This is a genomic window from Bradyrhizobium sp. 134, from assembly GCF_023074155.1.
Lineage (GTDB): Bacteria > Pseudomonadota > Alphaproteobacteria > Rhizobiales > Xanthobacteraceae > Bradyrhizobium.
On the sequence record NZ_JADPKX010000074.1, the window covers coordinates 358,417 to 372,258 of the forward strand.

The 13,842-nt window shown below is 64.2% G+C and carries 14 protein-coding genes; 5 read left to right on the top strand and 9 right to left on the bottom strand.

All coding sequences use genetic code 11. The features are described 5' to 3' along the window. Positions 1-255 precede the first annotated feature (255 nt). Positions 256-1,842 (bottom strand): DHA2 family efflux MFS transporter permease subunit, encoded by a 1,587-nt coding sequence (locus tag IVA75_RS31860; RefSeq protein ID WP_007613582.1) that lies wholly within the window; start codon positions 1,840-1,842, stop codon positions 256-258. A 25-nt stretch (positions 1,843-1,867) separates the two neighbouring features. Further along, positions 1,868-3,187 (bottom strand): HlyD family secretion protein, encoded by a 1,320-nt coding sequence (locus tag IVA75_RS31865; RefSeq protein ID WP_247287982.1) that lies wholly within the window; start codon positions 3,185-3,187, stop codon positions 1,868-1,870. A gap of 195 nt (positions 3,188-3,382) precedes the next feature. On the opposite strand from IVA75_RS31865, the gene IVA75_RS31870 reads away from it, so the two are divergent. The 4 genes from IVA75_RS31870 (at position 3,383) to IVA75_RS31885 (ending at position 5,546) form a co-directional block, all read left to right on the top strand. Continuing rightward, positions 3,383-4,018 carry a TetR/AcrR family transcriptional regulator gene (locus tag IVA75_RS31870; RefSeq protein ID WP_247287981.1) on the top strand — a complete coding sequence of 212 codons (636 nt, stop codon included), beginning with the start codon at positions 3,383-3,385 and terminating at the stop codon, positions 4,016-4,018. A 52-nt stretch (positions 4,019-4,070) separates the two neighbouring features. Next, the gene (locus IVA75_RS31875; RefSeq protein ID WP_027570682.1) at positions 4,071-4,412 is read left to right on the top strand and encodes a DUF6665 family protein; all 342 of its coding nucleotides are present in this window, start codon (positions 4,071-4,073) and stop codon (positions 4,410-4,412) included. Positions 4,413-4,718: 306 nt separating this feature from the next. After that, complete coding sequence (locus IVA75_RS31880; protein ID WP_247287979.1) at positions 4,719-5,153, top strand: response regulator; 435 nt, start codon at positions 4,719-4,721, stop codon at positions 5,151-5,153. Between the two features lie 15 nt (positions 5,154-5,168). Beyond that, the gene (locus IVA75_RS31885; RefSeq protein ID WP_027570680.1) at positions 5,169-5,546 is read left to right on the top strand and encodes a response regulator; all 378 of its coding nucleotides are present in this window, start codon (positions 5,169-5,171) and stop codon (positions 5,544-5,546) included. A gap of 132 nt (positions 5,547-5,678) precedes the next feature. On the opposite strand, the gene IVA75_RS31890 is transcribed toward IVA75_RS31885, so the two are convergent. The 6 genes from IVA75_RS31890 to IVA75_RS31915 form a co-directional block, all read right to left on the bottom strand. Then, on the bottom strand, positions 5,679-6,407 hold the full coding sequence (locus IVA75_RS31890) for a Crp/Fnr family transcriptional regulator (protein WP_027570679.1): 729 nt from the start codon (positions 6,405-6,407) through the stop codon (positions 5,679-5,681). A 47-nt stretch (positions 6,408-6,454) separates the two neighbouring features. Continuing rightward, positions 6,455-7,834 carry an amidase family protein gene (locus IVA75_RS31895; protein WP_247287977.1) on the bottom strand — a complete coding sequence of 460 codons (1,380 nt, stop codon included), beginning with the start codon at positions 7,832-7,834 and terminating at the stop codon, positions 6,455-6,457. Between the two features lie 61 nt (positions 7,835-7,895). Beyond that, a complete protein-coding gene (locus IVA75_RS31900) occupies positions 7,896-8,903 on the bottom strand; it encodes an aliphatic sulfonate ABC transporter substrate-binding protein (RefSeq protein ID WP_247287976.1) in 1,008 nt (335 codons plus the stop codon). Between the two features lie 29 nt (positions 8,904-8,932). Then, positions 8,933-9,772: an ABC transporter permease subunit gene (locus IVA75_RS31905; RefSeq protein ID WP_027570676.1), complete on the bottom strand. Its 840-nt coding sequence runs from the start codon at positions 9,770-9,772 to the stop codon at positions 8,933-8,935. Continuing rightward, positions 9,769-11,067, bottom strand: coding sequence for a M20 family metallopeptidase (locus IVA75_RS31910; RefSeq protein WP_247287975.1), 1,299 nt, complete (start codon positions 11,065-11,067; stop codon positions 9,769-9,771). The genes IVA75_RS31905 and IVA75_RS31910 overlap by 4 nt, the downstream gene beginning before the upstream one ends. Before the next feature lie 318 nt (positions 11,068-11,385). Continuing rightward, positions 11,386-12,576, bottom strand: a complete 1,191-nt coding sequence (locus IVA75_RS31915; protein WP_247287974.1) for an extensin family protein — start codon at positions 12,574-12,576, stop codon at positions 11,386-11,388. Between the two features lie 39 nt (positions 12,577-12,615). Between IVA75_RS31915 and IVA75_RS31920 the strand changes: the two genes are divergently transcribed. After that, positions 12,616-12,852, top strand: a complete 237-nt coding sequence (locus IVA75_RS31920; protein WP_247287973.1) for a hypothetical protein — start codon at positions 12,616-12,618, stop codon at positions 12,850-12,852. Between the two features lie 31 nt (positions 12,853-12,883). Here the strand turns inward: IVA75_RS31920 and IVA75_RS31925 are convergent, their stop codons facing one another. Beyond that, a complete protein-coding gene (locus IVA75_RS31925) occupies positions 12,884-13,732 on the bottom strand; it encodes a DUF2147 domain-containing protein (RefSeq protein ID WP_247287972.1) in 849 nt (282 codons plus the stop codon). Positions 13,733-13,842 lie beyond the last annotated feature (110 nt).

A 13,842-nucleotide genomic window follows, 5' to 3' on the forward strand; every position in this document is an offset into this window, starting at 1 on the left:
ACGAAATCATGCAAATCCTCCCGGTTCGATGGAATGAGGTGCGCTTTATAGATGTGTCATTGGTGATTTGCAACGGGGCTCGCGCGAGATCACGCACGAGTGTTGCAAATTAGTACGCGTCGCCGCGCTCTCCTCCGTCATGCCCCGCGAAGGCGGGGCATCCAGTACGCCGCGGCGCCTCGGCTCTATTACAGGCTTTTCGGAATACTGGATCGCCCGGTCAAGCCGGGCGATGACACCGAATGAGTGGCTGGCTTAGTGCGCGTCGCCGCTGGCGCCGAACGGCGAGGCCGGCCTCTTCAACAGTGTGACGAGCAGGGTGAGGCCGAGATAGAACAGCGTCAGGATGAAAAAGGCATCGCCGAAGCCCATCACCACGGCCTGGCGATGCACGAGCTGCGACAGCTGCTTCATCGCCATCAGCGTGGAATCGCCGAGCCCCTGGAACTTCTGCATGAACATGGTCAGGGTTTCGGTCGCGGTCGCGTTGCCCCAGGTGACGCGCTCCTGCAGGCGCGTGATGTGCAGGTCCGTGCGGTCGTTGAGCACGGTGTTGATGACGGCAAGACCGACCGCGCCGCCGAGATTGCGCATCAGGTTGAAGAGGCCCGAGGCGTTCTTCACCCGGTCAGGTGCGAGCGTGCCGAGCGCGATGTTGTTGGTCGGCACCATCGCGAACATCATGCCGATGCCGCGCAGGATCTGCGGAATCAATAGCTCGTAGAAATCGTAGTCGCGCGTGATCCAGGTCATCTGGTAGGAGCCGAGCGCGAACACGACGAGCCCGAACGCGATCATGTAGCGCATGTCGTACTTCGCCATGAGACGGCCGACCACCGGCGCGACCAGGAACATGGTGATGCCCGAGACGAACATGGTCTCGCCGATCATCAGCGCGCTATAGCCGCGCACTTCGGCGAGATAGCGCGGATAGATGTAGGTGAGGCCGTAGAGGCCGATGCCGATGCAGAACTGAAGGACGCAGCCGATCGCAAAATTGCGGTTGGAAAAGGTGCGTAGATTGACGATCGGCTCGGCCGCCGTGAAGACGCGCCAGAAGAAGGCAATCGCGGAGATGCCGCAGATCCAGGCGCAGATCGCGACCGAGGGGTCCTGCATCCATTCATATTGCGGGCCTTCCTCCAGCACGTATTCCAGCGTGCCGAGGAAGCCGGCCATGAACAGCAGCCCCCACCAGTCGAAGCGATCGAGCAATTCGAAATGCGGCTCGTCGAAATCGACCAGCGCCAGCACACCGATGGTGATCCCGATGCCGGGCACGATGTTGATGAAGAACAGCCAGTTCCAGGACATCAGGTCGGTGATGTAGCCGCCGACGGTCGGCCCGATGGTCGGAGCCAGCGTCGCGACGAGCCCGATGATGGGACCGACGATGTGGAATTTGGTGCGTGGGAAGACGGTGTAGGCCGAAGCGAACACCGTCGGGATCATGCCGGCGCCGAGAAAACCTTGCAGCGCGCGCCAGAGGATCATCTCCTCGATGGTGGTGGCGAAGCCGCAGAGCAGGCTCGATGCGGTAAAGCCGGCCGCCGAGATCGCAAACAACAGCCGCGTGCCGAAGGCGCGCGACAGAAATCCCGACAGCGGAATCGCGATCACTTCGGCGATCAGATAGGCGGTCTGAACCCAGGAGACCTCGCTGGAGCTTGCCGACAGGCCGGCCTGGATTTCACTCAGGGACGCCGAGACGATCTGGATGTCCAGGATCGACATGAACATCCCGAACACCATGATGATGAAAGCGAACAACCGCTTCGGCGCAATGCGCTCCGAAGCGGGGTCCGCCATCATGGCAGGTGAAGCGGTCGTGGCGTTCGCCATGGTCTGACCTCGCGGCGCAGGCGCGCTACTGCGGATGGATCATGGTGGCGTCGTCGAGATCGACCTCGCTGTCGGCGTCGGCCGCGCCCTTGTTGGTGTCGACCGTCGCAGTGACCGACATGCCGGCGCGAAGCAGGTTTTGCTTTGCGACCGACTTCGGCACGCGGATGCGGACCGGCACGCGCTGCACGATCTTGGTGAAGTTGCCGGTGGCGTTGTCAGGCGGCAGCAGCGTGAACACCGAACCCGCGCCCGCCGCGATGCTGTCAACGACACCGGAGAACTTGCGCATGCCGTAGGCGTCGACCTTGATCGTCACCGGCTGACCGGGGCGGATGCGCTTGAGCTGGGTCTCCTTGAAATTGGCGTCGATATAGACGTTGTCGAGCGGCACGACGTTGCCGAGCCGCTGGCCCACCGCGACGAAGTCGCCGGCGCTGACGAGCCGGTTCGAGAACGTGCCGTCGACCGGCGCGCGCACCGCGGTGAAGGCGAGATCGCGCTCGGCCTTGGCCAGCGTGGTCTTGAGCTCGGCGAGCTGCGCCTGCGCTTCGGCCTGCTGCGCCTTGGCGACGTCGACATTGCTGAGCGCGACGTCGTAGGCGGCCTGCGCAGCCTTGACCGCGGCGGCGCCCTGGTCGCGTCCGGCTTCGGAGCTCTCGAAGGTGGCGCGCGAGGCAAACCCCTTGTTGCTCAGCGCTTGCTGGCGCTCATAATCGAGGTCGGCGCGCTTGAGGCCGGCTTCGGCGGAGACGAGCTGCGCCTTGGCTTGTGCGACCTGGCTGTCGAGCGCCGCGACTTGGCGGCCGATGCGATCGATGGTGGCCTGCTGGGTCGCGATCCTGGTCGCGGCGGCGTCGACCGCGATCTTGTAGTCGCCGTCGTCGATGCGGAAGACGATGTCACCGGCGCGGACCGTCGTGTTGTCGCCGGCGAGGATCGAGGAGACGTGGCCGGCAACGCGCGCGCCCAGCATGGTGTTATTGGCGCGGACATAGGCGTCGTCGGTCGCGACGTAGAAGCGGCCGACCAGCGTGTAATAGCCGGCATAGCTCGCGGCCGCGAGCGCCAGCACCAGCCCTACTCCCATCATCATGAACTTGCGCTTGCCGGACTTCGGCGCGCCGGCGGCGGCGGGCGCGTCGGGGGCTGCGGCCGGCTTGTCGGTCACGGGCGTCTCCGGCGCCTCGCTGGGGCGGCGCTTGGTTTCCTCGGCCACATGAGAGCGCAACTGCTCGGCGAGAGCTACAGACGTCTCGGTGGCAGCGTCACCACCCGCGGGCGTCGGCGTCTCCGCGGCGTCCGGGCGAAGGACGCGCGCAGCCTGATCTCTCACTACGGCCATGGAGGCCTCCCCCAAAAAAGCGCAATGAGGGACGGCCGCCGTGCGGCCGGGTCCCTCTCGCCGATCCCAAATATCATTGACCGAACGGTTCGGTCAATATAGACAATATTCCCGGACAGACCCTACTGGCCCGAATCCTTTATTTCGGTTTCATGACCCTCGACCGAAGCAAAAACTTTCCGAGACCCTGAACCAATGGTTGTAACCGGCCGCGAACATCTGCACGTCATCCAAGAGGAGGACAGCTCCAAACGCCGCCAGATCCTGGACGGGGCCCGCAAGGTGTTCATGGATCTCGGGTTTGACGGTGCCAGCATGGGCGAAATCGCCCGCGCGGCGCAGGTCTCCAAAGGCACGCTTTACGTCTACTTCGCTGACAAATGCGCGCTGTTCGAAGCCATCCTTGAGCAGGAGGCGCTCCAGCACGGGCAGGTCGCGTTCAATTTCGATCCGGCACGCGATGTTGAAACCACGCTGAAGGATTTCGGCCGGGCCTACAATCGTCTGCTGTGCCGGCCCGGCGGCGGGTCCGCGATCCGCACCGTGATGGCGATCGCCGAGCGCATGCCCGATCTCGGCCGCCGCTATTATGCGCGCGTGCTGGACAAATCCATCAACCGCCTCTCCGACTATCTCAACACCCATGTCGCCTCCGGCGATCTCGAGATCGACGATTGCGATCTGGCGGCGTCGCAGTTCATGGAGCTGTGCAAGGCCTCGCTCTTCCTGCCCTTCGTCTTCCAGGCCGCGCCCGCACCGTCGGAAGAACGCATGAGCGAGGTCGTCGACAGCGCGACGCGGATGTTCCTGGCGGCTTATCGGGCGAAGTAGCGCCAAGCGGGCATGCGTTGCAGGCCATTCCGGCGCTCCTATATTGGGCCTCATGTCCCGTGATCTTCGGCCGCCGGTCGATATCCTCCATTATGAGATCGTTCAGGAACAGGCCTCCGCGCTTGGACGGATGGGCCGCACGCTCGAGCAGGCGCTCGCGCGCTTGCGCGAGTTCGACGCCGCCCATGCCCTCCCCGAGGTGCCGGACTCGATGCAACCGGCAAGGCGCAAGCTGGTGATGGAAGCCGGTCACGCGCTCTGGATGTTCGTGGTGCAGCGTGAGGCATCCGGCTTGCGCGACAGCCGCCACATCATGCGGACCTACAATGTCCCGGCCGAGGTGCAGCTGTGTATGGGGCTGGTCCCAGCACCGTCGAAGTCGGCCCGAAAATGATTTGCTACGGCGCCCGGCGCTCGGGCGTGCACTCCTTTGACAAGAAGCGGTTGTGCTTCCCGATGTCAGCTCAATCGTCAGGGAAAAAGAGGCCCCAGCTCGCGGGGGGGGCATTGAGCTGGGGCCATTGGGGTCACCCTTGGGGAAGGGTATCGGGAAAACTTGGCAATGGCAGGAATGTTCCTCCATTAATTTTGAAGAGGAATTGGCGCCGCGGGAGGAATGGCACGTACTGGTCTCTAAGTGCCCGGCGTAGCTTGAACTGCTTCGCTTTGTTCGTTCCACCGATGGAACAAAGAACCTTATGTGCACTTTGTAACGTTGGGCGAAGCAGGGGAAGATGTGAATACGGCGGAACTTCCAACCATTCTGTTGATCGAAGACGAGGATGCGCTCCAGCTCATCGTCGAAGACGCTCTCTCGGAGGGAGGCTTTCAGATCGCGACCGTGAAGACGGGCGAGGAAGCCGTCACGCTCCTGAAGGGTGGTCAGCCCTACCGGGCGCTCGTCACTGACGTCAATCTGCTGGGGCGCCTCGACGGCTGGGAGGTCGCAAGGGCCGCCCGTGAGATCGACCCGCATTTTCCCGTGGTTTACATGACCGGCGGCGCGGCCGATAAATGGCCCATCTTCGGTGTACCGAACAGCATTCTGCTTCAGAAACCATTTGCGCCCGCGCAAGTCGTTTCGGCTGTTTCCCAGCTCCTGAACGCGGCGTCGCAGCAGACGGGTCCCGCCTGAGAAACGGCGAGATCCGTGTCTGCATCAGTCCTCCTCATCGAAGATGAAGCGCTCATCCGAATGATGCTGGTCGAGATGATCGAGGAAGCGGGTCATTCAGTTGTTGCAGAAGCGGGAAACGTCACCAAGGGTGCCGTTCTTGCGACGGATGCCGAGTTCGATCTCGCGATCCTGGACATCAATCTCGGCGGCGACACCATCGAGCCAATCGCCACAGCAGTTGCGGGACGCGGCAAGCCCTTTTTCTTCGTGAGCGGCTACGGATCGTCGGGTGTGCCTGATGCCTTCAGGGGCACCCCGGTCGTGAGAAAGCCTTGCTTGCTGGCAGAGTTGCAAACCGCCATCGATGCCGCACTGGCGCAAGTGCCGAGTAAAAACCTTGGGCCGATCTAGCCGATTGCCTCGGCCTGGTATCGTAGTCGATGTGCATTGCTGCGATCGTCCGCAACGGGTCACAAGCCGTCCATCATGCTCAACGCGGAAGACTTCCGTTTGCAACGGTGGGCTGACCTTATAAGACCACACCTAGTCCGCCACCTGCTTCCTGAGCGCAGCGAGATCGTTGACGACCATCTTGGTCGGGCCGGTCCAGATGATGCCGTCGTCCTGGAGGCGGCTGAGGATCAGGCTGATCGACTGGCGCGTCGCACCGATCATGCGCGCGAGATTGGCCTGCGTGATGCGGCCGAGCGAGATCGGGCCGCTCTCGTCCTGGGCCGCGTTCTCGCACAGCTTCACCAGCAGCAGCACCAGCCGTTCCGCCGCCTTCTGTCCCGCCAGCGTCTGCGCCAGCATCGAATAGGTCTCGCCCTTGAAGCCGAGACACTCGATCAGCGCGACTGCGAACGACGGCGACTGCGCGATCAACCGGCGGACCGCATCCTGGTCGAGATGCAGTGCTTCGACGCGCCCAAGCGCGCGGGCCGACCAGCTGTGGCGGTGATCGCCGAGGATATAGGGCGCCCCGACGAAGTCGCCTGCCTCCCAGGTCGACAGCATCAATTCGCGCCCCTGCGTGCCGGCATGGGTGCTTTCGACGATTCCGTTCAGGATGATGTGGACGCCGTTTGCGGGCTCGCCCTCCCGCAGCAGATATTCGCGGTTCTGGTAGGTCGCGAGCCGGCCGGTTCGCATCACCAGCTCCAGATCGGGCTTGTCCAACGCCTTCAGCACATAACGTCCGGTCCCGGGCCGTGACAGTTCGGCGCGCGGCTCAGCGGGATCGGCCACCTCATGCGCATCGCTGCGCTCCACGATCGGTCTCCCTTCGAGTGACGGCTCGAAGGCTAGGAGGTCTCCGCTCAGATTGCAACGCGGCGCAGATGGTCGGGCCCGACTGAAGCCTCCACGAAAGCGCAGGCCAGATCGGTGAGCAGACGCTCCCGGCCAGCCGGCGCCAGGAACGTGACGCCATAGGGCACGCCGGCTGCGGTGACGGCGTTCGGAACGGCGATGGCGGCCAGGCCCAGCGGGTTTGCGTAGTTGGTGTAATAGCCGTTGTTGAAGTTGGCCGTCAGCGGATCGCGCGCGACGTCGTCGATGCTCAGCACGGTGCCGACCGTCGGCACGACCAGCGCGTCGTGAACTTGCCAGAAATCGCGCAGCGACCGCTGGACCTCCTTGACCTTGTAGAGCGCGCGATAGGCGTCGGCCGCCGTGAACTTCCGGCTGCCGATGACGAGGTCGCGCACGATCTTCACGCCCGCGTCCGGGTTGGCGTCGAGGAATGCGCCGACCGAGACGTCCCGTTCGGCGAGGAAGGGTCCGAAGAACATCAGATCGTTGACCGAAATGAACGGCGAGAAATCGACCGACGCCACCGACAGATCGAGTTGCCGCAGCTTGCGCAGCCCATCGCCGAACAGCGCCTCCGTCTCCGCATTGCCGAAGAACCTGAGCTGATCCGGACGCAGCGTTGCGATGTTGAGCGGCCGCGCTGGAGGAGCCTGCTCCGTCCATCCGGCGAAAGCTTCCGGTGAAAAGCAGTCCCCGGCATCGCACCGCGCCAACACGCGATAGATCTCGTGGCCATCGCGGGGGTCGCGCGTATAGAGCGAGATGGTATCAAAACTACGGCACGCGTAGACCATGCCGCGCTGACTGAAGGCGCCGGGCGCCGGCTTGAAGCCGGTCACGCCACAATAGGACGCCGGCACCCTGCCCGATCCGCCAGTATCGGTGCCGAACGCAAAGGACGAGGTGCCCGTCGCGACCGACACCGCTGCGCCCGAGCTGGAGCCGCCGGGGATGTAGTCGGGGTTGTGCGGGTTGCGGGCGATGCCATAGGGCGAGCGCACGCCGACGAGGCCGGTCGCGAACTGATCCATATTGGTTTTGCCGAGATAGATCGCGCCGGCGGCGATGGCGTCGGCGACGACCGGGCTGGTGTCTTTCGCGGTGTAGGCGAATTCCGGGCAGGCCGAGGTGGTCTGCTCGCCGGCCACGTCGATACAATCCTTGACCGAGAACACGAGACCGTAGAGCGGCAGCTCGCCGATCTCGCCAATGCGCGCATCGAGCGCGCGGGCCTTCGCCATGACGCCGTCTGGATTTGCCGTCGAGATCCAGACGCCGCTCTGGTCGGCGTCGTCAAGGCGCGACAACACATGCGCGGCGACATCGGACGGCGTGAGCTCACCGCTGTGATAGGCGGCACGGAGATGGCCAGGTGCGAGATTCATGTCGGTCACGTGCTTGCGGGAATTGGCAATGTGCCGGCGAGGCAGACCCGCCGGCACCGACCTAGCGGCCGATCACCTTCTCCAGATAGGCGGGCTGGATGAAGGCTTCGAAGTCGGCGCGCGGCAGCAGCTTCGGCAGGCGCTCCTGCTTCACCAGGAAATCGGCGGTCGAGATCAGCGTGTCGACGAACTTGCCCTTTTTCGCGGATGTGCCGAGATACTCCTCCGTGAGCTGCTTGTTGCAGGGGATCATCCCGGTTCCCTTCATCATTCGCTGCGCGTCCTCGATGGGCAGCGAAAGCTCCTCCGCGATGATCTCGGCGGTCTTCTCCGGGTTCTTCAGCCAGAAGTCGATGCCTTCGCATTCGGCCTTGATGAACTTGTCGACGTAGGACGGATACTTCTCCGCGAACGTGTTCATGACGACGCCGATGTCCCAGGTCGGGTAGCCGCGCTTGGCCATCTCGCCCGAGGTGACGAGGATCTTGCCGCCGTTCTTCACAGCCTTGCCGAGATTCGGCTCCCAGAACCAGGCCGCGTCGATGTCGCCGCGAAGCCAGGCCGCCGCGATGTCCGACGGCGCGAGGTCCAGAATCTTCATCGAGGCGGGATCGACACCCTCGTCCTTGAGCGCCTGGAGCAGGAGGTAGTGCGTCGTTGAGCCGAACGGCGCCGCCACGGTCTTGCCCTTGAGGTCCTTGAGCGAGGTGATGTTCTTGTCGGCGCGAACCACCATCGACTCGACGTAGTCGAGCATGTTGATCACCAGGATGCCCTTGATCGGCAGGGCGCGCGTCGCGCCGATCGCGGTCGGCGGGTTGCCGAGGCCGCCGAAATCGACGTCGTTGCCAGCGATCGCGCGCAGCATGTCGCCACCGCCGCCGATCTTGACGTATTTGATGTCGACGCCCGGCATCTCCTTGGCGAGCAGGCCAAGATGCTTGGTGACCAGCTGCGCGTTGACGAGGTTCAGATAGCCGACGGTCACCTTCGCCGGCTTGTCCTCGGCGCGGACTGCACCCGTGAGCGCCAACGTGGTAACCGCGAGCGTCGCAATCAGTCTCTTCATGGAGGTCTCCCCTACGATCAGAATTGGATTCAGGCCCACGGCATCAACAGTTTCGCGATGCCGCGCATCATGAGGTCGAGCACGACGCCGGTGAGACCGAGCACGATCAGCCCCATGATCACGACGTCGGACAGCAGGAATTTTGCGGCGTCCCAGATCATCCAGCCGATGCCGGCGGATGCCGCGACGATTTCGGCGGCGACGAGAACGGTGTAGGTGAATCCGAGCGAGATGCGCATGCCGGCCAGAATCAGCGGTCCCGCCGCCGGCAAATAGACGTGAAACAGCAGGTGTCGCCGGGTCGCGCCGAGCGACTGGGCGGCGCGCACATAGACCGGGTCCACGCTGGTGACGGCCTGGATCGTCGAGATGACGATGCCCGGAAGACCGGCAAGAAACAGCAGCGACAGCTTCGAGCTCTCACCGATGCCGAGCCACATCACCAGCAGCGTATAAAGTCCGAGCGGCGGCAATGGCCGGTAGAACTCGATCAACGGATTGAGCAGCGCGCGTGCGTTGCGCGACACGCCCATGAGGACACCGAGCGGAATGCCGATCAAGCAGGCCAGCGTGAAGGCGGTGAGGATGCGATAGAGGCTTGCGCCGAGATGCTGAAGCAGGGTCGCGCCCTGATATCCCTTCGTCATCGTCTTGACGAACGCGGCCCAAACCGCCTGCGGCTTCGGCAGGAACAGCTCGTTGGCCCAGCCTCTCTCCGTGACAATGGCCCAGCCGGCCAGCAGCACGGCGACGGTCAACGTCGAGAGCAGCACCGATCGCGAGACCTTCGGAAGCCGCAGCCGCAAGCTGCCGCGTCGCGTGCGATCCGGCGAGATTGGAATCGTCATGTGGGTCGCCTCGACGCTCATGTCCGCACTCCCAGGATCTGCATGATGGTCAGCGCGTAGATCCGCGTCGCCATCACCGACTTGGTGATCGAGATGTTCTCGTTGTCGACGGCCCAGCCGTCTTCTCCGGGACCGAACGTCACCGCATTGATTCCGGCTTCGCGGAAGCGGATCGTGTCATTGAAGGCGTTCTTGCGGTTGACCCCGGGCTCGCGGCCCATCAGACGCCGGTAAACCGCGCGCAGGGAGCGGCAGGGCTCCTCCTCGACCGGCACCGGCTCGGTCGCGTTGACGAACAGCGAGCCCGGCACCTGGCGCACCTCGACCTTGACGTCGTTCACGCCGGCAAAAGTGTCCCGTCCGAGACGCTCGATGTCCGCAATCACGCTCGACAACGTCATGCCGGGCACGATGCCGACCACGGCGAGCGTGATGGTGCAGGCATCCGGCGAGAACTGCATCTCGCCAGGCAGGCCGGACCGAATGCGCACCACGGCGCAGCAGGGCGGCGTATGTCCCATGAACTTGCTGGGGACATGCGTGAACGCCATGTCCTTCAACTTAGGCAACAGCTTTGCCGCTTCCATGATGGCGTTGACGCTGATGTCCGGTCGCCAGATGTGCGACTTGATCCCGTGAACGGTGAGCTCGATTAGGCAGTGGCCGGAATTGGCCACCGACAGGTTCATGCCCCAATCCTTGTTGACGTCACCCCAGGCGGTCGGCTCGGCGGTGATCTCGTAGTCGGCGGTCAGGCCGACCTTGTTGAGCATGTAGACGGAGCCCTCGGTGCCGTTCCGCTCCTCATCGACGGTGTAGCAGCACATCAAGGTGCCATCGAACTTCACACCCGCTTCGGTCAGGGCCTGCACTGCGAGCAACGATGCAGCGAGATTTCCGCGCGTGTCGGACGTGCCGCGCGCGTAGAGCAGATCGCCGTGGCGCGTCGCCTTGAACGGATCGAAATCCGTCATGTGCCATTTCTCCGGCTCGACGGCCGGATAGGTGTCGAGATGATCGTTGAGAATGAGCGAAGGCGCGCCGTCGCGTCCCTTGAGCACGCCGAGCACGTTCGGCCGATGCGGCTGCGCGCTGTGCTTGGTGACCTCCATGCCGAGCGCTTCGAGCTTGCCCGCGACCAGCATCGAGATCGCCTCTTCCTCGGCAGGCGGCAAATCGGGATCCAGCGGATTGCCGGAACGGGGCTGGCCGGTGCGGATCAGCTCGGACGCGAGCTCAAGCCAGCGCTCCTCCGTGATGCGCGACAGCACGCGCTGTTCGAGATCCGAATAAGGAGGGGTGACAGGCATCTGCATGACGGGATCCGCTGGCTCACGGCGCCGGCAGCGCCGCTTCGTGGCAGCTTCCTCATTGCAGCGACCGTGCCAACTGCTGGAAAACCCCGCGGCGGCAGAATTGTCTTCCTGACTTCAATGGCTTAGGAGAGATTTGCGCATGCGCAAATTTTTGCGCCCGAGATGCGCTCTGCCGAAGACGCGACGCCGGCTGAACAGGCTGGGGTCAGCGCGAAGCCGGCCGGCGTGGGATCGTAGCCCGCATCCAGCGAAGCGGAATGCGGGAACACCTTCCCTATTGCGCTGCCCGTAATCCAGGCTACGGGCCACGCGCAATCCTCAGTCGTCGGCGTACTCGTCCTCTTCGTGCTTTCGCGCCATGCTCTTGCGCGTCCCCAGCGAGCCGGTCACGGAGGGATCGCGCGCATTCGCATAGGGATTGCGCCCGCCCGCTCGCGCGGCAACCTCTTCGCCGGAGACGGCGGCGGGCTGGCAGATCAGGCGGCGGCTGGCGCGGCGCATCAGATCGACGTGGATGTGATCGTAATGATAGACGTTCGAGCCCGGCGCCAGCACCGTGGTGAAATGCACGCAGGCGCCCGACTGCACGTCGCGCAGGAATCCCTGCTCTTCCGGCATGCCGCGCCAGCCATCCTTCACGGTGACGCGGCGGCCGTCGGCGAGCACGAAGGCGGCGATGTCGAGCGCATTGCCGAAAGCGTGCTCGGAAATATGGGCATGCGAATTGCCGTTCATGCCGCGGCAGGAATAGGCGGAGATCTGCTTGATCTCCGCGACGCGGGTGCCGAACCAGCGCATAGCCGAGGGCTGCACGGTGTCAGCAAGCCAGCGGTCGAGCTCGGACACGATCGGACAGGCCAGCGTCGCAACCGGCTTGATCGCAACAGGGCCGACGGCGGTGACGGGATCGCCCCGTGCCGGACCTAGACGCGGCGGCGGTTGCTGCGCGGGCCCCTGCGAGAAGGGCGCCGGCCGTGCCGGATAGCTCGGCGCATTCATGTAGCGCGACGCGCCCGCGGCATCGGTGCCCTCGGGCGGCAGGTCGATCTCGTCCTCCTGCTGCGCCACGCCCGGCGCGTTCAGAGGCATTGGACCAGGGGAAGCGCCATAGCCGGAGGGCTGGCGCACCGCGCTCTCGGGATAGTTCGAGCGTTGCGGATAGTTCTGGCTCTGCGGGTAATTCGATCGCGGCTGCGTCACCGGCCAGCGCGGCTGGTTGCCGATGCTCCCGGGCGGTCGCAAATCCTCATCGGCAAAGCCGTAACTGCTCGAGGCTTCGCCGAGGGCGGCGACCTTGAGCGGAAACTCCGCGCCGCACATGCCTGGCCCGGAGATCGGGTCGATGCGGACGAGATCCGGCCCTTCTTTCACCGCGCCTGATTTCAGGCATGCGGCTTCGGCCTCGGCCCGCCACGGTTCACGTTCGGCCTGGAAGACGCCGCGTCCGCAACCCGCTAACGAAACAAGGACGATGGAGCCGACGAGATACAAACGAACTCCGCGCGTCATGCACGCACGTTCGGTGAATTTACTTAAAGACTCTTCAACGTGTTGATTTCAGTGTTCTTTAACCATGTCAGCCCGCGCCAGCAGGAGCGCCTGCCGGTGACGAGCGACAGCAAGGCTGACTTTTCCGAAAAGAGACACTCTGTTAACCATGACGTCCTCGCGCAAGGCGGCGCGAGCAGCGGGAGCGACCTCATGACGTTCGCCGGGAGACTGAGCGTTATCACCGCGTACCTCGCCATGGCCTTTGTCGGCGCCATCGTGCTCGGCATGATCTAGCGGCTTCAGCCGGAGGTATCGAACGTTTCCCTTACGACCGCGCGCTCCACTGCCGCGACGTCGTGATCAGCTTCTCCGGCCGCTCTTCGGCTCGCGTCCAGTCGTTGCCGGAACACCAGAAATGGCCCAGTGCGCAGGCTTCGACGTGAAGCTTGCCGGAGCCCTTCAGCGTCATCGTCGCATAATAGGTGCTGCCGCTGGAGCGGCTGTAGATGTTGCCGGTCCAGACGTCGTGCGTTTTCGGTTTCATGTTGACGAGCACGCTTTCGCCCCTGGTCGATGCTTCCGTCAGCGCGAAGCCGCACAGTGCCGGTCCGCAGCGTTCGATGCGAACCGTGCCCTTGGCGCCTGCGCTCTCCCATTCGCCGAGCGGCAAATAGGCGAGTTCGTCGTCGCTGCGCTCAGGGCTCGTCACCGCCTGCTCGAGCACCGGCCTCGGCGCAACGACCGGCGCCTCCATGCGCGGCGGATCGAGCGCGACGGTCTTCGGCGGATCCGTCCGCGGTAGCTCGACCCGTGGCGGATTGGAGCTTGGCGCCGGCGGCAGGACAACTGGCTGCGACGTCGTCGAGGCAAGGACAGGAGCCGCCGGCGCCGGTGGAGGCGCGACCGCAATGGCTGGCGCCGGCCTGACCGGAGCCACGGGATAGAGCGGCTGCGGCGGCGGTAGCACCGGCGTCGGCGCCGGTGTCGTATCGACGACCGGCCGAAAGCTGCGATGGGAGGAAACCGCGACACAGGAAGCCGATCGGCAATTCCTGGGCGACTCGACCTGGAATCGATGACCGCCGATCGAGAACGCGTAGGATCCGGCCTCGGCTGCGGGCGCAATCGCCATCAGCGCGATCAAGGTGCCAAGCGAAGTCACAAGCCGCATCATCGGCGCCTCCCTCTGTGTGGCGACGACGTTACACAGATGGAATCGCGGCTGAATGTGCGCTGCCTCACCCAGCAGAGGAGAGCCGTTGTGACGTCTATCACAGAACGCCC